This window comes from Bacillus taeanensis, from assembly GCF_003318295.1.
GTDB lineage: Bacteria > Bacillota > Bacilli > Bacillales > UBA6769 > Maribacillus > Maribacillus taeanensis.
Map to the genome: position 1 here is coordinate 155436 of NZ_QOCW01000008.1, position 21124 is coordinate 176559.

Genomic DNA, 21124 nt, shown 5'->3' on the forward strand with positions numbered 1-21124 from the left:
GCTTTCTTTTTTACTTTCAGCAACACTTATTTATCATTTATTGTTCGCCACGTATGAATCAATCCTTGAGCGATCGGTCGAATGACATCCTTATCTGTTAAGTATGCACGATGCGAAAGCGGATTCCAGCTTTCCAACACATTTCCTATATTTACTGCTCTATCCTCCGTAACAGCTTTATAATACTCCGCGTTTACATTTTTCAAAGGATATCCTAAAATATCATCTTTATCATAAAAATTAATCCATTCACCTTTAAGCTCTGGATAATAGTCATTAAGTTTTTTCGAGGGAATATGGATGGGGCTATCGAAGTCGTGATAGCGAAGACTCCATAACGGTAAAGTAGTTCCTAGTGTATAAAATAAATTTAACGTGTCACCCGCTTCTAAAGGAGATAAATCACTAACAGATAATTTAGCTTGTAAATCATAAAAATAGTCACTTGCAATAACTGACCCTAAACTGTGAGAAATTATACATAGTGGTGCAGTTTCACCAGCTTTTTTTGAGAGCTGATAAAGGGATTCTTTCACTTTATCATGAACACGTTCATAGTTTTGCTTTCCTACTTTAACAGGTTGATAGGCAATTGTATCAGCAAGAAAATGGATTACAAAGCGCCTTAGCTGCATCCAACGAAGCTGTTCGTTTACGACAAGTTTTTGAAACAGCTCCTCTTCTTGTTCTTCAAATACGTCCGCCCAACAAACTGATTCAATTACAATTTGTGAATCTGGATCATTCGTAAAGAGCTTTAGCTGTTTTTTTGCCTCTTCTTGAATAAGCTGTATAACCTTTTCAGCAAAATTTTCTTTTTGGTTTCCCATTCCATGAATAATTGCTGCGGCAACTTTTTGTGTCATATTTGTCTCCCCTTTTAAACTATATGCAAGCTGATAAGTAACATCATAATATTGTATTTTATTCACCTACATATCTAAAAGGTTCTTACTATAAGATAGGAAAAAACTCAAATTTGAATTATAAAAGGAAAACACGCCAATCCTACTACTTGGATTCGCGTGTTTCTTTTCATATTTATTGGTTTCCATTTTTAATCCACTCAGCAACTGATATTGTACGTTTTGCTTGATATTTAATCGCAGCTTCTACATCTTCTTTCATATTACCGTCTTGATCAACACTTACACTTGTGCCGTACGGATTACCACCTGCTGCAAAAATAGATCCATCCGTATAGCCCGGTGCAGCAACAATTGCTCCCCAGTGATACATTGTAATATACAGAGCAAGAATTGTTTGTTCTTGACCGCCATGAGGGTTTTGCGCAGATGTCATTGCACTTACGGCTTTGTTTGCGAGCTTTCCATTAAACCAAAGTCCACCTGTTGTATCAAGAAACTGCTTCATTTGAGCCGGTACATTTCCAAATCGCGTTGGCATACTGAAGATAATTGCATCCGCCCACTCCAGGTCATCTAATGATACTTCAGGTACATCGCTTGTTTCTTCAAGATGGGCTTTCCATGCTGGGTTTGATTCAATAGCCTCTTGTGGTGCAAGCTCTGGCACCTTTAATACTTTTACTGCAGCTCCTGCTTCTTTTGCACCTTCTTCCGCCCATTTTGCCATCTTATAGTTTGTTCCTGTTGAACTGTAATAAACAATCGCTAAGTTTACATTTGACATCGTTCATCTTCCCCTTTCCATTTCACAAAAATTATTTTCCCTTAAATTTTGAGTTCATATACCCCTTACCCTGAATTCAAACTAGTTAAGCCTTATACTATTAATTCTTATATCTTTAATTCGAGATATATAAGTAATAAAAATCGCAATATGCATACTATTAACAAGTAATTTATCTCGATTTCAAGATAATTATAAAGTTTAACTATTTGTTTTGTCAATCATAAATAATTTAATAATCTTTAAATTATTTATATATTGAAATTAATTTATTTAACATTTTACATTCTAGCACTTTCCTTCTAATCGTTGTTTATTAATTTTTAATGGTGGAAATGTGGATAATAGCGCAACTATTTTATTGGAGGGATTATGATGAGAGAATATCAACTAAACACATTAAAACCAGGTGAAAACTATTCAGCAAAAGAGCTCGATAGTTTTGTTTCCACAACAGATGTTATTCTCGTTTCTAGTAATACTTCTGAACTTTTCTCTGATCCAGATCGCGAATATAAAGTAACAATGGAATTAGATGGCTGCTTTGAGCATTCATCTACGAATGGAGAAAAACAGTTTCGTAACAAAAGAGTATATGTCGTCGAAAAAACATAATAACTTTGTTTAATAGCCATATTGAAACTAATTCTAAACCCAAAAAACTATTTTAATAAAATATATTACTTATGAACTAATCAGCGATAGGAAGATTTCCTTAAATGTTTATTAAAATGTTTCAAGCTTTAATAACCGTGGAAAGACAATGAACGTACACATAAAAATTCACTTTAAGGAGGAGTTACACATGGCAAACAATAATAACACTAACAGCAAAATGAGTTATGAGGAAGCTGGAAGAAAAGGCGGAGAACAAACAAGCAAAAATCATGACAAGGAATTTTACCAAGAAATTGGGCAAAAGGGCGGAGAAACAACAAAACAAAACCATAATCAATCTTTTTATGAAGACATCGGTGAAAAAGGTGGAGAACAAACAAGCAAAAATCACGACAAAGAATTCTATCAAGAAATTGGGCAAAAAGGCGGAGAACGAAGCCGTAATAACAATAACTCTTCTAATAGCAGTAAAAATAATAATAACAACAATTAATTTATTAAAAGAACGAGCACCGCTCGTTCTTTTCTTCCCTATTTGAGATTCTTATTATGTTATCATTTATTTTAATGTAAGAAAGGAGATCGTTTAATGTCTATTGAACAGCCAAAGAATGAAGCAAAAAATATTGATCAAACAATTGACCAAATGAGTAATGAGAAGAAAGATGAAATTTTAAGTAACTTTGAAGAATTTAAAAGTTATCTAGGAGATAAAGTAGAATGGGGCAAAAAATTAAAATTAAGTGAAGAAACATTAGCAAAAGGTGCAGAAAAAGCAGCAAATTATTTAGCAGAGCATGAGGAACCACGCAACCGCGAAGAGAATTTATTACGTGAATTATGGAAAGTTGGAACAGAAGAAGAACAACATAAACTTGCTCATATGCTTGTTAAACTTGTTGATGAGGAGAAATAACTAATAAACTTACGTAGAGAAGGTTGACAGTCAATCTTCTCTATTTTTTAAGAATCTATTATTCAATAATTGTTATTGTCAAAGGGAAGCATTTCCACAGTTAGGTTGTCATCACGTGATACTTTCGCCGGCTTAATTAGCAGCGGGTCGTTGTTAGCAAGACCTTTGCCTGTTAGGTGAAGGACTTTTCTCTGTTTAATGACCTTTACCTACACAGGTAAAGGTCATTTTTGTTTACATAAATACTCTTTCGGCTAACAAGAACATACTCTTTTTCATTATGTTCATACTAATAAAAAGAATTGTAGGCAGATACAGCAAATTATATTTTTAAATTTACAACAGTTAATTAAGGAGGAATTGTAATGGATCTGTTTTCTATGGAGTTTTTATCTGCACTCCTGGCCATTGTCGTTATTGATCTTGTATTAGCTGGCGATAACGCTATTGTAATTGGACTAGCAGCAAGAAATTTACCGAAAGAAATGCAAAAAAAAGTAATCATTTGGGGAACTGTCGGTGCAATTGGTATACGCGCTGTTGCAACGTTAGCGGTTGTATGGCTGCTGCAAATTCCAGGCTTACTGCTTATCGGAGGAGTGTTATTAGTTTGGGTTGCTTATAAGCTTTTAGTAGAAGAAAAAGGGCATGACGTATCAGCGGGTGAAAACTTTTGGGCAGCCATTCGTACCATTATTATCGCTGATGCGTTAATGGGATTAGATAACGTACTTGCAGTTGCCGGCGCTGCTCACGGAAGTTTCCTATTAGTGATCTTAGGCTTACTTATCTCTATTCCAATTGTTGTATGGGGAAGTACAATTATATTAAAATGGATTGAGCGATTCCCCGTTATTATTACAATTGGTGCTGCTATTTTAGCCTGGACAGCATCAAAAATGATTGTAAAAGAGCCTTTCATCCATGACTTTTTCATAAATCCAGTTATTAAATATGGATTTGAATTCATTATCGTTGCAGCTGTTTTATTCTTTGGCCTTAGAAAAAAAGGAAAGCAACCAAAAAGCATAGAAGCTAATTAATAAGAAAAGTCAGCTATTATTGAGGAACAATGAATACCCTCTTCAATAATACACTGACTTTCTTTGGCTTTTTTCTGCCTTTTATTAATCAATTGGATCACACGGCTTATTATATCGAATCACATCATAAATCGCTTTTGCATCACTTGGATGATTTTCGCCATATTGCACCGGCAACAGCGCAAAAAATGTAAAATAAATTGAAAAATAGGCAAACTGATAAAAGAATAAATGAGATGGTAATATCTCATAAACAATTAAAGAATTTACAATAAGAACTGAAAGCGCATTAAAAAGAGTGCCCCCCGCATAAATAAGAATGTGCGCCCAACAACTGTTCACTCTTACTCCTTCGTAATGACAAGTAGAATCAAGAAAATAAATTCTTCTAATCTCAAAAGCACCGAATTTAAAAAGAACCTTGCCTCTTCCTAACGCAAACTTAATCTCTGCGCCAAACAACTTTGCGAAAAAAACATGTCCTGCTTGATGAAGAAACGAGACCAATGGTAAAACAATAAACAACGACCAAAAAAACGTCCACATATCATGCCAGCCAAACATCTAAACCCTCCATTATTACAGCTATTCTTAATAAGTTAGTTCCACTTTAACTGAAAACAAAACATGACGGAGTAAAAAAGACCTCTTTTTATAAGAGGCCTTTTTAAATATACAAATACCTTTTTGCTTCTGATTAATAAATTACACTTCAAAGCTTTTTTTGAAGCGACGATGCTGTAAAAATGCAAGCATTAATCCAATCACAATGAATGTTAAACCGGCTGTTAACATATTATACATCGATGTTGCAGTATTTGGCAGCTTTTTGTGCTTATTATCTGCAGCAGGAGAAGTTGGCTGTTTATCTTCTTCTTTTTCAGGTTGCTTGTCCGTTTGAGGATCCTCTTTTACCGGTTCTTCCTTTACAGGTTCCTTCACAATGTCATCTAGCGGCTCCTCTTCTTTTTCAAAAACCGCAAACACTGCAGCATTCGTTACTTCAGCAGTGAGTATACCTTCTTTATAAATACCGCCAATTTCTTTCCATTGCATGCTTTCTTTGTTTAAAGCGTACAGCTTCACCTTACTTTCGTTATTTATAAAATTAGGATCTACTTTAAGTGATAAAGTAATTGGCTTTGAAAAGTTTGATTTTTCTTGCTTATTTTGCTTCACCTTCAATTCATAAACGGCACTTAATACTCCCTTACTGCTTTCCTTCTTATTAAAAATAAACTGTGTTGGAGACGTTTCAAAGTTAGAAATAGGAATCGTCACCTCTAACTCATTGTTTTTAATAAAGAGTGAAGCATTTTTTCTTCTGTATAACCATTAGAAATAATAGTGAATTTATATGGATTAATTGTACTAATTTCAATAGTAGCAATTGCTTCATTTCCTTCATCATCTTTTATATAAACAGTATAAATGCCATTTTCAATTACTTGAAAGGATGAACCATTAAATACCTGTCCCTTTTCAGCATTTGCAAATTCCTCTAGTGTAACATTACCTAATGCATACTTTTTTGTCACGAGATTGTTTTCAAGCCGGTTCATCTCTACTTCAATTGTAACTTCACTTACTCCTGCTTTATGTGGGGCAGCCGTTAAACCAATTGTTAAAGGTTCATATGTGATTAAAAAAGGATAACTTTCCCCTTCTTTAATTCCCCATACAGTTTGAAAATCCCACTCTATAAACGTATTCTTTTCTTTCATCTCCACTGTAGTTTTTCCAATTCCAGCTGCAGAATTTGCTTGTTCTGCTGCTTCTATATCCCAATATGAATTTGTCACAGCGTTATCATCTTCTATACTTCCGATTAAACCACCTGTCAGACTAGTGCCAGTTACACGCCCAGCTGCATAGGAATGAACAACTTCACTTGCTCCAACAGCTTTTCCTATTAATCCACCAGTCAAACCATTTCCATTAACATTTGAAGTGCTGTATGATTGATGAACAGAACCTGCCAAATTCCCAACAAGTCCTCCAATCATGTCTACACCAGTAACGCTGCCAGTTGTATAGGATTTTCCGACCTTACCGTTTAAGGAGCCAACAAGCCCCCCAACTTTGGAATGACCGCTTACTTGTACATTTTCTAATGAAACATTTTCAATAACTCCATTACTTACAGCACCAAACAATCCTATAAAGTTCTCATCTGGACGCTTAATCGTTAATCCTGAGATAAGATGTCTATTTCCATCAAAAGATCCTGTAAAAGCTTGTTCTTCATTACCAATCGGTCTCCAGCCTTTATTATCTTCAGCAGCAAAACTCGAGAGATCAATATTGGCAGCCAATTTAAAATGTTGATCTAAATAGTTTCTTACATTATCTAATTGTTGGGCTGTTTTAATAAGATAAGGATTATCCATCGTCCCCTCTCCTCCTGTAAATTCAGTTGGGTCAGGTTTTATTGTTTTTAAAGCATTGTCTGCTAATAGTGCAAGAGCCTGATGTCCTTGTTCAGTTGGATGAATCTCTTTTGGAAGAATATAGTCAGCTTGATTACCGTTAAAAGCTAAGTAAGCATCCGCTAATAAAAGATCAAACTGCACTCCTACAGGCTTAATAAATTAATCATTTACAGCAGGTACAATTTGTTCGCCAAGATTATGTAGGGAAGACATCATTGGGTCACTGCTTTCATCAAACGGATTATAGAGTGTATAAAGAATAATTGGCGCTGAAGTTTGCTCACGAATGTGTCCGACAATTGTTTTTAATTGTTCACCTAAACGAAGTGCGGCTAGTTTCACTTTTAATTCAAGATCTGGGGTAAGTTTGATTGGTGAAGTTGTGTCTATCATGTCATAAAACTGAATAGCTTTTAGCAAATCATTACTTCCAATGTTTAACGTAACAATATTTGCACTTCGTAATGCCTCATCAAAGTTGGGGTTAGTATTCAATGTGTTTAATAAGTCTGTCGATGTCCAGCCAGGGGCACCTAGATTTGTTACCTCAATGGACCCATTTCCTTTTATTAAATTAGGAAAAGCTTTTAATGAAGGGCTAGTCATATTTTGTTCAAGACCATATCCAAAGGTTATTGAATCACCGAGCGCTACAAGTGAAAGTTTATGATTGTGTTCGCTTGCAAACGCAAAGGAGGAAAAAAAAGTGTTTATTATTAACAATAAAGTTAATAAAGTTACTAGTTTTCTAGATTTCATTCCTCATTCTCCTTAACAGCTATTTCCCCCTAATTTTTCCAATTATAAAAAGCCTCTTCTCCTATAATAAAAAGAGGCCTGTCTTACATATTTATTTTGCTTCTTCAAATTCTGGATCATTAAATGGATTTGCAACCCAACCTGATGGATCAATAAAAAGACGAACCGCTACTACTTTGCGCTCTTCTGTTAGTGTAAAGAAATGAGGTGTATTAACAGGTACAGAAATCACATCACCAGCTTCAAGCTCAACATCAAAATAACCTGTTTCGCCTTCACCTTTGATGATGAACGTTCCGCTTCCTGCCGTAATTGCACGTACTTCATCTTCTGTATGAGTATGAACCTGCTCGAATTTCTTTAAAAGCTCGTCTAAATTTGGAGTTGCTTCAGATAATGCAACAATATCCCATTTCACATAGCCGTTGCGCTCTGCAAGTGACTTAATTTCATCATCATAAACACTTAAAATTTCATTTTTATCTTCATCAGTTAAATCAAATTTTTCTTGTAAAGATGCAGGTAGTTTTGTTGTATCCCAATGCTCATAAAGCACACCTTGTTTTTCTAAAAAAGCACCAACTGCTTCTAATCCTTCGATACGCTCGTCTGTATTTCTAACTTTAATAACAGCCATTTTGTTTCCTGGTTAAGTCTAACTATATAAAACCATCTAAATTCATATAAAATAACTAAAATGATGGTTTATTATAGAAAAAATAGATCTAACCAAGTTCACCTCCTTTTTTATTCATGTTTATTCAAAAAATAAATGTGGTTAAACCGCCATAAAAGCTTAAGGCGGTTTACTCCATATCTTTTTAAAACCTTTCCCTCTGTTGTAGTGAGGTTACACTGCTTCTTTTTAGGATAAAGAGCCGTAATATATCCTTCATAGACGTCTCCATTTCGTTTCGTATAACGGACAAAATCTCGGTGTTGAAAGCCATTTACTTCCTCTACTTTCTTTTTAGAACGCCGCCTCATCGGTTTAATGATCCAGTCTTTCATATCACACTGCTTAGAAGAAACGTGTAACTGGGAAAGAACAATCGCATCGTTTGAATGGGATTTTTCAATGTCCCAGTCGATCCGTCGATTCGCAGTATCTCCTCCTGTTGTGAGCGTAAGAGGTGCAATTTTTTTCACTTCCTGTTGAAGATAAGTTTTCCCCTGCATCACGTGCATCGCATCAAGGAAAATGATCTTTTTTCCTTGAATCTTATCGAAAAAACGTTTCGCATGATTGGACTCTTCTCCTGTTACGTTTTCATGACAGGAAGAACAGAGCGTGATGAGATTGTGAATTGAATTCGAACCTTGCAAACGTCTAGGAATAATATGATGAACTTCTAAACGGCAATGTTTCTTTCCGCAATCTTGACACGTAAAATGGTCTCTCATTAACGCTGCTTTTCGTAAGTTTTCATCTAATCGATTGGATTTTTGATAGTCCCATCGGTAAGGTTGACTACCTTTTTCAAGCTTGTGAATATCAATCATCACATTTTCTAAATGAATGTGGTTCACACGAATCCATTTCATTAGGTTGTTTAACACGCGTAATGTTGCTTCTTTTTTTTGTTTGATACTTGGTGGGATACGACCTTTTCTTGTTGATGATGAACGGTTATGAAACCGCTTTGGACGATATTTTTTGTGAGAGCGTTTATATCTTCTATACCCTCTTCTTTTGTCCATTTTTTCCTTTACATCAGTGCGGTGTTCGATCGTTCCTTTAAAGACCGGTTTGTTTTTTGTTTGGCATTCCTGCACAAGGGCAATGCCTGTAAATTTAGAGCCATCATCGATATTAAAATGAATCGGTGTTTGATCGATTTCTTCGTCTGCCACTTCCTTAAAAAGCTGAATGACCATTGGAAACTTGTTGATGAGTGCTGCTTTGTTTTTTCGAATGAGAACCCAACCGCGATTTTCATTTGTCGGAGAGAGTTTCCTTCTTTTTCTATCTAACACAAAACAGTATGAGACCATCTCTGGTCAGCCTCCTTCGAAAAGGGGATTGTTCTCCTTGCCAAAGTCATCAGACGGGATGTGTGCGTTTGCTGTTTCGTTTCCAAGAGGTAGGAAACAGTCTTACTTAGCACTCATAGAGCCTCGGACTGGAGAAACATCCAAGGGTATGTCTTGACCGCTCCCTGACAACGTAGTTCATCATGCTGTCTTTCTTTCAAAAGACTACACTCACTGAGGTTTGAGAACACAAAACAGTTCATAGAAAACCAATTCCTCTCGATTTTATATGATTTTTTACGGTTTTATACGGAATAAAACCAACTGTTCCGAGCTCCTATAGTAAACTGACAAAGGAGTTCTGATTATTTTTACTCTTATTTATTTTAGCAAAAATATGCGAATTGAAAAGGGATTTTATTGAATTCCAGAAAAAAACAAGCATTAAATATCAAAAGCAAAGACTTATGAGAATTATCTCTCATAAGCCTCTAATTTATCTTTTAATTCTTGCTCGATCATCCAATCAATAAAATGTCTTTCCTTATCTGTTAACTGTCTTCCTAATTTATCTTCAAATTCTTTTATCATTTCTATGTATCGATTTTGTGCAAAATTAGCTAAATCTAAAATTTCACTTGTTACTGCCATCACGTTCTCCTTTCTGTCCCATAATTTTTAAGGAAAGGGCTTACAAACTATTATCCATGATTACGATTAAAAGTCAATATTTTCAGAAGATTATTTCGACAAAAAAGGATAAATAGTTTAAGAGAAACAGAAAATAAAAAGACGACCCCATCTATTACTAAAGCAGCAGAAATGCGGTCGCTAGTATTCAATTTTTCTTAATAATGGTTTTAATTTTATCCTTTGACAGACCCAGCAGATAAGCCTTTTACTACTTTTTCTTGTGCAACTAAGTAAACAAAAATAAGCGGTAAGCTTCCTAGTGCAAGCGCCGCCATCATCGCCGGAACATTGATTGAAAATTCCCCGTAAAATTCTCTTAAACCGAGCGGCAATGTAGCATTTTCCTTACTTGATGTTAAAATAAGCGCAAAAACAAATTCGTTCCAAATATGAATAAAGTTATAAATGGCTACTGTTGATATGGCTGGAGTCAGCATTGGAAACAAAACCTTCCAAAAGACTCGATAATGTCCACATCCATCAATACTTGCCGCCTCTTCTAATTCTTTTGGAATTTCCTGCATAAATTGTGTGAAAATAAAAATTGAAATAGGAATAGCAAACGCAATATACGGGCCAATTAATGCCCAAATTGTATCATAAAGACCTAAATTTTTCGTTAAAATAAAGATAGGAATTAATGTGGTATGAATTGGAATCATCATCCCCATAATAAACAGGAAAAATATCGGTCGATTTAATTTAAATTTCATCCGAGCCAGCGGATAACTTGCCATGGCAGAAAGGATAATGACTAACACAACTGAAATAGTAGAAACGATCATACTATTGAAAAAGTAGCTCATAAATTCACTTTCAAATAATGAAGTAAAATTTTCCAACTGAAGCTGCTGTGGAAATGACCATGGATTTGTCATAAATTCAAACTGCCCTTTAAGGGCCGTGTTTATCATAAAGAAAAATGGAAAACCAGTAAATACTAGAATTAAAAGAGCTAGTACATATAATGGAAGTTTTGCAGCTGTCTTAATCATACAAGATCTCCCTTCTTTTTCTTATAATGATCAAACCCAAGCACAAATGTCGTAATTAACAATGCAATGACAAACATTCCAAATGAAATACTGCTTCCATATCCCATATTAAATGTCGTAAATGCTTGTTTATACATATATGTAGCCATTAGTTCTGTAGAATTGTTAGGTCCTCCGTTCGTCATCACATAAATTAAATCAAAATATTTAAGTGAACCGATAATCGCTAAAATAGAGGACGTTACAATTGTCGGAAGAAGAAGCGGTAGTGTAATCGATTTAAATCTTTGTACTGCACTTGCGCCATCAATTTTAGCAGCTTCATAGAGTTCCTCTGGTATGCCAACAATAGCTGCTCGGAATAAAATCATGTAGAAAGGAGCAAACTGCCAGCAAATTGTCGCCGTCACTGTCCACATAGCCGTTTGTTCATCTCCAAGCCAGCCTCTTTGCCAAGAATCGAGTCCAACAGCAGCTAAAGCTTGATTGACTACGCCAAAATTTGCATCAAAAATAAATGTGAACAAAATTCCTATTGCAACAGTGGACATTAATAAAGGTAAAAAATATACTGTTCGGAAGATTCGAATTCCATGAATAGGAGCAAAAAGCATTAAAGCCATGATGAGTCCAAATGGAATTTGCGTGAGCAAAGAAGCAAGTATCAAAATGAGATTGTTTTCAAGAGATAACCAAAAAACACGATCGGCGATTAACTGAAAATAATTGCCTAATCCTATAAATACTTTATTCGCATCAATCCCAGTCCATTGAAACAAACTGTAGTAAAACGTAACACCAATCGAATATAAAACATATAAAGCATAAATCATAAACGCCGGCCCTATAAACGATGTAATAACTAAAGCTTTCTTCAATTTATTCTTATATGCTTGATTTGTTTTTACATTAGTCATTACTTTATATTTTTCTAACATGAGGTCTGTCTTACTTTGTGCCACAATTTTTCTACCTCCTCTTTTCATTTTTATAATAACTCAAGAGGATCTTCCCCTCTCGAATTGAGAAGGGTCTGATCCCATTTTTAGAATCATTGTCTTTCTTTATTTCTCTGTTAATATCTCCTGCGCTTTTTCTTCCATTTTCTTTGCTGCTTCTTCTGGTGTCATTGATAAACCAAAGATTGCCTGTGTTGTATCTTTATGAAGTTCAGCCAACTCCGGCGGAAGAGTTTGGTCATAGTACGGTTGTAAAACTTCTGATTTTTCTAGAAGCTCATACGTGCGTTTCGCAAATTCATCCGTAATTTCTACGCCATTTACAGCAGGAATCGCTCCTGACTTATCAGTAAGCTCTTGAGCTGTTTCTTGACTTGTTAATTCTTTTACAAGTTCTACAGCTAGATCAGGGTTCTCTGATTTTGTTGAAACTGAAAATGTTGGGTTTACACCGCCAACCACATTGTTTTTACTGCCTTTTCCACCTTCAACAGCTGGAAATGGGAAAATATCAATTTTCTCTTCAAACTCTGGTAGTTCATTTCGAATATTGCTTAATAACCATGTTCCTTGAATAATCATTCCTGCTTTTCCTGAGTAAAATAACTGCCTTGATTGCCCTGTATCATAGTTTAATCCATTAAATCCTTTAGGAAATGCTTCAGCTTTTACTAACTCTTGGATTTTTTCTCCTGCTTTTATATATGCTTCATTATCAAATGCTCTTCCTGTACGCTCATATGCTTCATTAAAGAGTGATGAACCACCAATACGATCTGCAAAATACATTAAATAAAATGCCCCTGGCCACTTTGATTGGTTCGCTAATGCAAAAGGAATAATATTATTGTCTTTTAATGTTTCAATGACTCCAAGCAGTTCTTCATATGTTTCAGGAGTTGAAAGATTAAGCTTTTCAAAAATTTCTTTATTGTACCAAACTGGAACAAATGCGATTCTTAACGGTGCACCATATAATTTTTCATCAAACGTTGAATTAGTAAGTGCAACAGGTACGAAGTTTTCTTTGTCAAGTTCCTCTGTTAAATCTTTTACTTGTCCTGCTTTTACAAATTCTTTCAGCCATCCACCACCCCAAGAAGTAAAGACGTCAGGCGGAGTGCCTCCTCCCATCGCTACACTTAACTTTGTTTTATATGGATCATTTTCTTGCTGGATGACTTCCACTTCTACATCAGGATGATTTTTCTCAAACCTTTCGACTGCGGCGTTTAGTACTTCCTGATTTGACCCTGTTTCAATGTGCCAAAATGTTAACTTCTTTTTCTCGCCGGAACTTTCACCACTTTCTGAAGAAGTCTCTGTCGCTGTCTTACCTCCACAAGCTGCTAATAATACGAAAGCTAAAAGAAGTACGAATGTTAATAACTTTTTTAACACTTTCTTTTCCCCCTTCATATGTAGAATCTTCAAATTAAATGGAATCGCTTTCATTTTAAGGTTGTTCATTTTATCAATTTTTTTGGACATCACCTCCTTAACCTAAAAATGTTCTATATTATAAAACATAGTTCTTTAATAACGGCGGCAATATAAATATTAAATAATTTTAATCTGGATACACTCAAATTGTCTGCGCTTTCATTTAAACTTTTAATATTCAGCTAAGTTATTAAGGATTACTTAACTTAGTTTGTATAAAATATGAATTAAGTTGATAAAACAAGGTTCTTTATTTTAAATATTCAAACTATTCTTAAAAATATTTTATCACCCTTAACTTAGTTTGTCTATTGATTAAATGAACTTTATGATTAGAAAGAAATGAATACTTATCTAGTTTATAATCCTTACTAATCTCTCTATCTAGAAAAGTGTTCATATCCTTTCCTTTACAGCTTTAAATCTTATATATCATATTAATTTGCATTAGAGAACTCGTATGCCAGTGGGAATGATTTAGGTCTAGCGCAGGAGCTTTTCATATTATAATACATGCCGCTATGAGAGGCATCATGAAAACCATGCATTGCTTCTAATACATGATAGGCCATTTCACCGTTTGCACGGTGACTTTCCCCACTCCGAATTGCCTGAGCCATGTCTGCCACACCGATTCCACGGCTGTTTTGATCGTATCCATGCGAAAGCGGTACTTCTATAAAATTTTTTTCATCCCGCTTTCGTAAGCGAACCGGTCCACCAAATGTATTTGGATCTGGAACGAGCAGTGTACCTTCACTTCCATAAATTTCAATTGGCGGCAAACTTGTTCCGCCAAAGGCATCAAAGCTCGTTGTGATTGTGGCCACCGCTCCAGAAGCAAAATCTACTACACCAGAAATATGTGTTGGTGTTGCCACTTGAACCTTAGTTCCTACTTTTGGTTCACTCGTTATCATTCGTTCAGGGTAGCTAATTCGAGCAGAACCAGAAATTCGTTTAATAGGTCCCATTAAAGCGATTAAGGCAGTTAAATAATAAGGTCCCATATCAAACATCGGTCCACCGCCGACGTCATAATAAAAAGCTGGATCAGGATGCCAATGTTCATGTCCTCGTCCAATCATAAAAGCAGAAGCACCAATTGGAGTTCCAATCTCTCCCCTTTCGATAAGGTGAAGGGCTGTTTGAATACCCGCTCCTAAAAACGTATCAGGTGCGCTGCCGACGAGGAGTCCTTTTTTCTCAGCAGTTTCTAGAATTCCTCTTCCTTCTTCCCGTGTTACGGCTAATGGTTTTTCCGTATAAACGTGTTTCCCTGCTTCAAGCGCTTCAATACATACTGCAGCATGTGCTTTTGGGATCGTTAAATTAATTACCAGTTCAATTTCAGGATCTTGAAGCAACTCTTTTACCGTACATGCTTTAGGAACACCGTATTTTTCAGCTTGACTTTTCGCCCGGTCGACATCCAAGTCAGCACAAGCGGCAAGTTCAAGATGATCAAACTTTGGGCAGTTTTCGAGGTAAATAGAACTAATATTTCCGCATCCAATAATACCTACTTTTACTTTATCCATACGCACTTCCCCCTATTGATTAATAGTTTTTATTGACTATCTCCCATCCCAGTATAAATGCCAGCTTTTCCATTTCCTGACGTACCAAAATAGGAAGCTTCCATATCACCGTATAATTCTTTTCCTTCTGCCGCCCATAAAAAGCCCCGCCTCATCATTTTTGAAACCTCTGGCATCGCTACAATATTCGCTAAATGTCCTAATGAACTATAAAAAACACGGCCAAGTCCCCAGCGTTTTGTCCAAACAACAGGCATATCAACTGCCTTATTTAAAGAGTGCGGTCCTTGAATAACTGGAAAGCGCGTCGTTGCCAGCACTTCTACAGCAGGATCGACATGCAGATAATACTGTTCACTAACAACTTTAAAATCAGACATTCCTTCTAATAACGGACTTGAGGAATGTTTAATATTGACCATATATTCAACACCGTCATTTCCAGGATGGGCGACCCAGTTGCCACCCGTCATAAACTGCCAGTCAACATTATTTCGAAATGAATCGCACATTCCGCCATGACAGCCAGCTAGTCCTACACCACTCATGACAGCTGCGGAAATATTATGAACATATTTTTTATTAATTTCCCCCATCGTCCAATGCGGAACGATTAAATCTAATGATTTCAGTTTTTCAGGATCACTATATGACTCTAGTGTATCGGAAACTTCCACCTCAAAGTTTTCTTCTTGTAAAATCCCTTTATAAATATGGGCTACTTGCTCTGGCTCATGACCGTCCCAGCCGCCCCAAACGATTAATGCTTTTCTCTTCATCTTGTAAACACTCCTTATAAATTAAAGTTCAGACACTGTAACCCACCGCCGCTTATCAATCGATAAATCGACCGCCTCTAAAACCTGCTGACATTTCACACCATCGCGAAAATTCGGAACAGGCTGACGGTCTTCATTGAATGCGTCCATAAGCTCAACAATTGAATGAATAAATGTGTGCTCATAGCCAATTGTATGTCCTGATGGCCACCATACTTCAGCATAAGCGTGTGGGGCATCAGTTGCTAATACGCGGCGGAAACCCTGCACGTCCTCTTTGTCGTCAACAAAATAAACTTGGAGCTCATTCATTCGTTCAAAATCAAAAATAACACTGCCTTTACTTCCGTTAATTTCAAATGAATTTGTACTGCGGTGTCCTGAAGCAAATCGAGTCGCTTCGAAGCTTCCTAACGCCCCATTTTCAAAACGAGCTAAAAATAGTGTTGCATCATCAACCGTAACTGGTCCTTTTGCAGATTCTTTACTTCCTTTCGCTGATAATCCGCTCATTTCTGCAGGAAGCGGTCTCTCTTTAATAAACGTTTCATTCATTCCAATCACTTCTTTTATGTCACCGATAAGATAATGTGCCATATCGATGAGATGTGCTCCTAAATCTCCGTGCGAACCGGAACCTGCCACTTCTTTTTGAAGTCTCCACACGAGCGGAAACTCTGGATCTACAATCCAATCCTGTAAAAACCACCCGCGAAAATGATAAATATCCCCTAATCGACCTTCCTCAATTAGTTTTTTCGCTAACATAACAGCAGGTGTAAAACGATAATTAAAGCCAACCATATGTTTGACCCCTGCTTTTTCTACTACATCAAGCATTTCCCTAGAATCCTTTAATGTAAGCGCTAACGGTTTTTCGCAAAAAACATGCTTACCCGCTTCAGCAGCGGCGATCGTAATTTCCTTATGTACATCACTCGGGGCATTAATATCAATTAAATCAATGTCATCTCGTTTCAACAGCTCTTTCCAGTCCGTTGTATATTCCTGCCATCCAAACTGAGCGGCCGCTTCAGCTACCCCTTCAAGATTACGTCCGCAAATGACTTTCATCTCTGGACGAAGACTTTTAGGAAAAAACATTGGAAGATCTCGATATGCATGGCTGTGTGCTTTTCCCATAAATTTGTAGCCAACCATGCCGATATTAATTGTTTCCATGTTTCTATTCTCCTTTACGATTTTTTCGTTGGTTCAAAGAAAATAATTTAAATAATCTGAATAATAACACTTAATTACAAAATATTATATCACCACCAACTTAGTTTGTCTATTGTATAAATTAAGTTGGTGGTAAATAACCGCTGCTTTTATGAAACTATTAGCTTTATTAGCTGGTCTTTTATATAGAAACCCAATGATGAACGGAGAATTTTCATGTTAAACAAAGTTCAACTCTTTGTATTTTGTTTATTGATTTTACTTTCTGCAGCTGGCTGTGGGACTGAAAAAGAGATAAACAGCAGAACAAAAACTACAAACAAAAAAGAACCATCAACTAACGATATTATTTCGATGCATGGTAATGTTGAAAATTTAGAAGCACTTGATGAATTTATTGAAGAAGTAAACAATAATCACCCATCAAGCATCCGAATTGTAAAATATACAATTGAAGGTGATCCGATTTATCATGAGCTAACTTATGAAAAGGAAAAAATTCAATTTCAACTTGACACAACAAAAGATGGCTATGGACCTCAAGAAGTTACTACAGAAACATGTAAGGACCTTATTCGAACGCAAACAAAAAAAGAGTTAATTTATACACTAAAAAATTGCACCGGGGAATGGAATAATTTTGAACTGCTTTATGTACCATACGATGTTGAAAAATAGAAAAAAACTCGGTGTTTGCCAAGTTTCTTAACTTTATTAGAAGAATATGATTATCACTCTATCAAACGGGAAAATAATGAACAGAGGAGTGATCTCGTGCAGCCATTAAGAAAAACGCTATTTATTGTTGGCAATATTGTAATCGGAATTTTTTCTTTCTATTTGTATATGTTTTTTTGGCTTACCGTTCAGTTTGGAGAAGGCGCTTCAATTCACCCATGGTTAAGTATTCCCCTTGATTTACTGCTTTTTGCAATCTTTAATGGAATCGTATTAAGAAGGCAGAAAAAGCAGTATTGGCTTTACAGCATATTGATTGCTGGAGGTACATCGTTACTTCTTACTCTTATTATTGGTTTAACCTAACATTACTAAAAGGAGTTGGATTTAACTCCTACTCCTCTTCTTTATCGTTATATAGCATCAATTATTTTTAAACTCAAGTTGTTCAAAACCTTTTTATTGCTTTTTTCCATTAATCCCCTTACACTTAATTTTATTGAAATAATATTAGAACCGAGGTTTAGCCTATGAAACTAGAACAATCTAACGAACAGCTGATTGGCATTCTTGCGACAATTGGTGCTTATGTACTGTGGGGATTTTTACCGATTTACTGGAAGCTGATTCACGGTGCTGTACCAGAAGAAATTCTTGCGCACCGCATTATATGGTCTTTCGTATTTATGATTTTTATTTTATTACTAACGAAAAAGCTTTCCTCATTTTGGGCTGATTTTCGAGGGTTAATGAAGACACCGAAAAAGTTACTTGGGATTACGCTTGCTTCTTTTGTCATCAGCATTAATTGGTTTGCATACATTTGGGCTGTTAATAATAACCATGTTGTTGAAGCAAGTCTTGGTTATTACATGAATCCTCTCGTCAGCGTTTTATTAGCGATGATTTTCTTAAAAGAACGCCTTTCCTTTTGGCAGATGATTTCATTTTTTCTAGCGTTAATTGGTGTGTTAAATATGACAGTTCATTTCGGTTCTATGCCTTGGGTTGCTCTTTCACTCGCGATTAGCTTTGCCGTCTATGGTTTACTAAAAAAACTTGCAAGTTTAGGAGCGATGACAGGGTTAACGATTGAAACACTCATTATTACACCATTTGCACTGCTCTATTTAGGAAATCTTCAAACAAGCGGTACAAGTGCGTTTACAGTTGAAGAACCACTCACTGCCCTTTTATTAATCGGAGCCGGTGGTGCAACTGCAATTCCGCTGCTTCTTTTTGCGAGCGGCGCCAATCGCATCCCACTTTCATTGATTGGTTTCTTACAGTACATCGCCCCAACAATTATGCTTATTATTGGGACAGTTTTCTATAAGGAACCGTTTAATGATGTTCACCTTGTCTCGTTTATCTTTATATGGATTTCACTTGTTATTTTTTCACTATCACGAACAAAACAATTTATTTTTCTTGAACAAAAGCTATTTTACAAAAGAAGATTAGCAGAAAAAAAAGTGTAGCAGCTGATTTGGCTGGTACACTTTTTTGCACAGACTTCCATTTTCCTTGTGCAAAGAATTTTTTAAATGATAGAATAGAAGTAATAACTAAACTAAGGTGTGAGCGCAGTATGAATAGATGGGTATCGACAAATGAAAAGCGCAGTTTTTTAAAGTGGTTTTTACAAAATCATCGCTTAAAAACGATTGAAGCAAAATATGTACTTGATTATTTAATTAACCATACTCACATTTTAGAGAATGTTCACTTTACTGATAAAATCAGAAAAAGCGAACGAATGATTATTGTGTCAAGCACGACCTCTGATCAGCCTGGGTTTATTTTTTATAAACATAACAAACGAACAGAACAAACTTCAAAAGCTGTGGAAGATATGACGCTTAATCCAACGGAAAAAACTTATATTACGATTCATTTTCAAGGGAAAATGATGAACTATAAATATTTAAACTTGATTGAAAATCCAGCTGTTGAAAATATTAAACGTAATGAGCAATCCAATAAAGATTTAAACGAAGCAAAAAAAGTATTGGATGCCTCATTTAAAGAACAGCGAAAACATCTATTGAAAAAGCAAATCGATGAAGCGCTCGATAAAGGCGATAAAGAACTGTTTCAAAAGCTTGTCGAAGAATTAAAACAATACGAAAAAGCAACCAATGCATAGTTAGCAACTATGCATTTTTCTTATCATTTTATAAATATAATGGAGCTGAACACAATGAAAGCAGCTGTAGAAAAATTAAAACCTATACTTGGAACACTTTTTCAGCATCTTCACACACATCCTGAAGTTAGTTGGAAGGAAGTTAATACAACGAGCTATCTCATGAACTTTTTAAAAAAGTATGAATTCGAACCAAAGCCCTTTGAGGACAGTACAGGGTTTACTGTTGAAGTTGGTGAGGGAGATTTTTGTGTTGGACTTCGTACAGATATTGATGCCCTGTGGCAGGAAATAAACGGAGAATTTCAAGCGAATCATTCATGCGGCCATGATGCTCATATGACAATGATCATCGGAACTATGCTTCTTTTAAAAGAGCTAAAGTTTAAACCAAACGGTAAAATAAAAGTTATCTTTCAGCCTGCAGAAGAAAAAGGAACGGGTGCTTTAAAGCTTATTGAAAAAGGTGTTGTCGATGATGTGAACTATTTATACGGTGTTCATCTTCGTCCAATTCAAGAGTTACGAGATGGCGAAGCTTGTGCTGGGATTCAGCACGGAGCAGCTGCATTTCTTTCCGGAACGATTAAAGGAGAAGATGCTCATGCCGCTCGTTCGCATTTAGGAACAAATGCGATTGAAGTTGGTGCCGCTCTTGTTCATCATCTCAGTACCATTCATTTAGATCCGATGATTCCCCACTCTGTTAAAATGACTGCTTTTCATGCAGGAGGTGAAAGCGGTAATATTATTCCAGGAAGTGCTTCTTTTAAGCTGGATCTTCGTGCTCAAAGAAATGAAACTATGAAAAATTTACAAGCTCAAGTTTATCAAATTGTAAATAAGCTCTCTGAACTATACAATGTTGAAATTACTTTAAGAGGCGCAGATGGGACAGCCGCAGCAATAATCGATCCGACAGCACAATCTTTTATGGAAAAAGCAATCGTTGATACGATCGGACCCAATTACCTTTCTCCTTCCGTCGTAACATCAGGCGGAGAAGATTTTCATTTTTACACATTAAAACGTCCTCATTTAAAAGCAGTTATGCTTGGGCTTGGTTGTGATTTAAAACCAGGGCTTCATCATCCAAACATGACCTTTAATAGAGAAGCGCTTTTTATTGGGATTGAAATCTTAGCTAAAACAATAATACATACATTTGATGAATATAAAAAAGAAGAGGCTGGGACAAAACCCTAGTCTGAAAACCTAAAAAGCATGTGAAATTTTACGCTCAGTAAAATTTCACATGCTTTTATTTTTTTCATAATAAAAAGGACATCTTCTGATAAAATTTAAGTACC

General features: G+C 35.9%; 23 protein-coding genes and 1 pseudogene. 9 read left to right on the top strand and 15 right to left on the bottom strand.

Annotation, left to right across the window (positions count from 1 at the left end; genetic code table 11):
* Positions 1–26: 26 nt before the first annotated feature.
* Positions 27–866, bottom strand: a complete 840-nt coding sequence (locus tag DS031_RS09925) for a chemotaxis protein (RefSeq protein WP_113805917.1) — start codon at positions 864–866, stop codon at positions 27–29.
* A gap of 175 nt (positions 867–1041) precedes the next feature.
* A complete protein-coding gene (gene wrbA / locus DS031_RS09930) occupies positions 1042–1653 on the bottom strand; it encodes an NAD(P)H:quinone oxidoreductase (RefSeq protein ID WP_113805918.1) in 612 nt (203 codons plus the stop codon).
* A 375-nt stretch (positions 1654–2028) separates the two neighbouring features.
* Between wrbA and DS031_RS09935 the strand changes: the two genes are divergently transcribed.
* The 4 genes and pseudogenes from DS031_RS09935 (at position 2029) to DS031_RS09950 (ending at position 4230) form a co-directional block, all read left to right on the top strand.
* The gene (locus DS031_RS09935) at positions 2029–2268 is read left to right on the top strand and encodes a hypothetical protein (RefSeq protein ID WP_113805919.1); all 240 of its coding nucleotides are present in this window, start codon (positions 2029–2031) and stop codon (positions 2266–2268) included.
* A gap of 190 nt (positions 2269–2458) precedes the next feature.
* Positions 2459–2725 (top strand): annotated as a pseudogene (locus DS031_RS09940) (KGG domain-containing protein); the annotation flags it as partial.
* Between the two features lie 135 nt (positions 2726–2860).
* Complete coding sequence (locus DS031_RS09945) at positions 2861–3187, top strand: DUF3243 domain-containing protein (RefSeq protein WP_113805921.1); 327 nt, start codon at positions 2861–2863, stop codon at positions 3185–3187.
* Positions 3188–3552: 365 nt separating this feature from the next.
* Positions 3553–4230, top strand: coding sequence for a TerC family protein (locus tag DS031_RS09950; RefSeq protein ID WP_113805922.1), 678 nt, complete (start codon positions 3553–3555; stop codon positions 4228–4230).
* Between the two features lie 84 nt (positions 4231–4314).
* Here the strand turns inward: DS031_RS09950 and DS031_RS09955 are convergent, their stop codons facing one another.
* From DS031_RS09955 to DS031_RS10010, 13 genes are all read right to left on the bottom strand, one after another.
* Positions 4315–4794, bottom strand: a complete 480-nt coding sequence (locus tag DS031_RS09955) for a hypothetical protein (RefSeq protein WP_113805923.1) — start codon at positions 4792–4794, stop codon at positions 4315–4317.
* A 141-nt stretch (positions 4795–4935) separates the two neighbouring features.
* Positions 4936–5511 (bottom strand): LPXTG cell wall anchor domain-containing protein, encoded by a 576-nt coding sequence (locus DS031_RS09960; protein ID WP_113805924.1) that lies wholly within the window; start codon positions 5509–5511, stop codon positions 4936–4938.
* A gap of 2 nt (positions 5512–5513) precedes the next feature.
* A complete protein-coding gene (locus DS031_RS09965; RefSeq protein ID WP_113805925.1) occupies positions 5514–6803 on the bottom strand; it encodes a M26 family metallopeptidase in 1290 nt (429 codons plus the stop codon).
* A gap of 18 nt (positions 6804–6821) precedes the next feature.
* On the bottom strand, positions 6822–7421 hold the full coding sequence (locus tag DS031_RS09970) for a GDSL-type esterase/lipase family protein (RefSeq protein WP_113805926.1): 600 nt from the start codon (positions 7419–7421) through the stop codon (positions 6822–6824).
* 91 nt (positions 7422–7512) lie between these two features.
* Complete coding sequence (locus DS031_RS09975) at positions 7513–8058, bottom strand: 1,2-dihydroxy-3-keto-5-methylthiopentene dioxygenase (protein WP_113805927.1); 546 nt, start codon at positions 8056–8058, stop codon at positions 7513–7515.
* A 110-nt stretch (positions 8059–8168) separates the two neighbouring features.
* Positions 8169–9416, bottom strand: coding sequence for an RNA-guided endonuclease IscB (gene iscB, locus DS031_RS09980; protein WP_113805928.1), 1248 nt, complete (start codon positions 9414–9416; stop codon positions 8169–8171).
* Positions 9417–9869: 453 nt separating this feature from the next.
* Positions 9870–10046 (bottom strand): hypothetical protein, encoded by a 177-nt coding sequence (locus DS031_RS23605; RefSeq protein WP_181833093.1) that lies wholly within the window; start codon positions 10044–10046, stop codon positions 9870–9872.
* A 215-nt stretch (positions 10047–10261) separates the two neighbouring features.
* Positions 10262–11083 (bottom strand): carbohydrate ABC transporter permease, encoded by an 822-nt coding sequence (locus tag DS031_RS09985; RefSeq protein WP_113805929.1) that lies wholly within the window; start codon positions 11081–11083, stop codon positions 10262–10264.
* Positions 11080–12045 (bottom strand): carbohydrate ABC transporter permease, encoded by a 966-nt coding sequence (locus DS031_RS09990; protein ID WP_245947315.1) that lies wholly within the window; start codon positions 12043–12045, stop codon positions 11080–11082. Before DS031_RS09990 ends, DS031_RS09985 begins: the two co-directional genes overlap by 4 nt.
* Before the next feature lie 102 nt (positions 12046–12147).
* Positions 12148–13443, bottom strand: a complete 1296-nt coding sequence (locus DS031_RS09995) for an extracellular solute-binding protein (RefSeq protein ID WP_245947317.1) — start codon at positions 13441–13443, stop codon at positions 12148–12150.
* A gap of 479 nt (positions 13444–13922) precedes the next feature.
* Positions 13923–15026, bottom strand: coding sequence for a Gfo/Idh/MocA family protein (locus tag DS031_RS10000; RefSeq protein WP_113805930.1), 1104 nt, complete (start codon positions 15024–15026; stop codon positions 13923–13925).
* A 29-nt stretch (positions 15027–15055) separates the two neighbouring features.
* Positions 15056–15805: a ThuA domain-containing protein gene (locus DS031_RS10005; protein WP_113805931.1), complete on the bottom strand. Its 750-nt coding sequence runs from the start codon at positions 15803–15805 to the stop codon at positions 15056–15058.
* A 21-nt stretch (positions 15806–15826) separates the two neighbouring features.
* Entirely contained in the window at positions 15827–16987 is a 1161-nt protein-coding gene (locus DS031_RS10010) for a Gfo/Idh/MocA family protein (RefSeq protein WP_113805932.1), read from the bottom strand.
* A gap of 216 nt (positions 16988–17203) precedes the next feature.
* Between DS031_RS10010 and DS031_RS10015 the strand changes: the two genes are divergently transcribed.
* The 5 genes from DS031_RS10015 to DS031_RS10035 all read left to right on the top strand — a co-directional run bounded on the left by DS031_RS10015 (position 17204) and on the right by DS031_RS10035 (position 21020).
* Positions 17204–17665 (top strand): DUF4362 domain-containing protein, encoded by a 462-nt coding sequence (locus DS031_RS10015; RefSeq protein ID WP_113805933.1) that lies wholly within the window; start codon positions 17204–17206, stop codon positions 17663–17665.
* 96 nt (positions 17666–17761) lie between these two features.
* Positions 17762–18031: a hypothetical protein gene (locus DS031_RS10020; protein ID WP_113805934.1), complete on the top strand. Its 270-nt coding sequence runs from the start codon at positions 17762–17764 to the stop codon at positions 18029–18031.
* 164 nt (positions 18032–18195) lie between these two features.
* Positions 18196–19146, top strand: coding sequence for an EamA family transporter RarD (gene rarD, locus DS031_RS10025; protein ID WP_113805935.1), 951 nt, complete (start codon positions 18196–18198; stop codon positions 19144–19146).
* A gap of 110 nt (positions 19147–19256) precedes the next feature.
* The gene (locus tag DS031_RS10030) at positions 19257–19814 is read left to right on the top strand and encodes a YpiB family protein (protein WP_113805936.1); all 558 of its coding nucleotides are present in this window, start codon (positions 19257–19259) and stop codon (positions 19812–19814) included.
* A 54-nt stretch (positions 19815–19868) separates the two neighbouring features.
* Complete coding sequence (locus DS031_RS10035) at positions 19869–21020, top strand: M20 peptidase aminoacylase family protein (protein WP_113805937.1); 1152 nt, start codon at positions 19869–19871, stop codon at positions 21018–21020.
* Positions 21021–21124 lie beyond the last annotated feature (104 nt).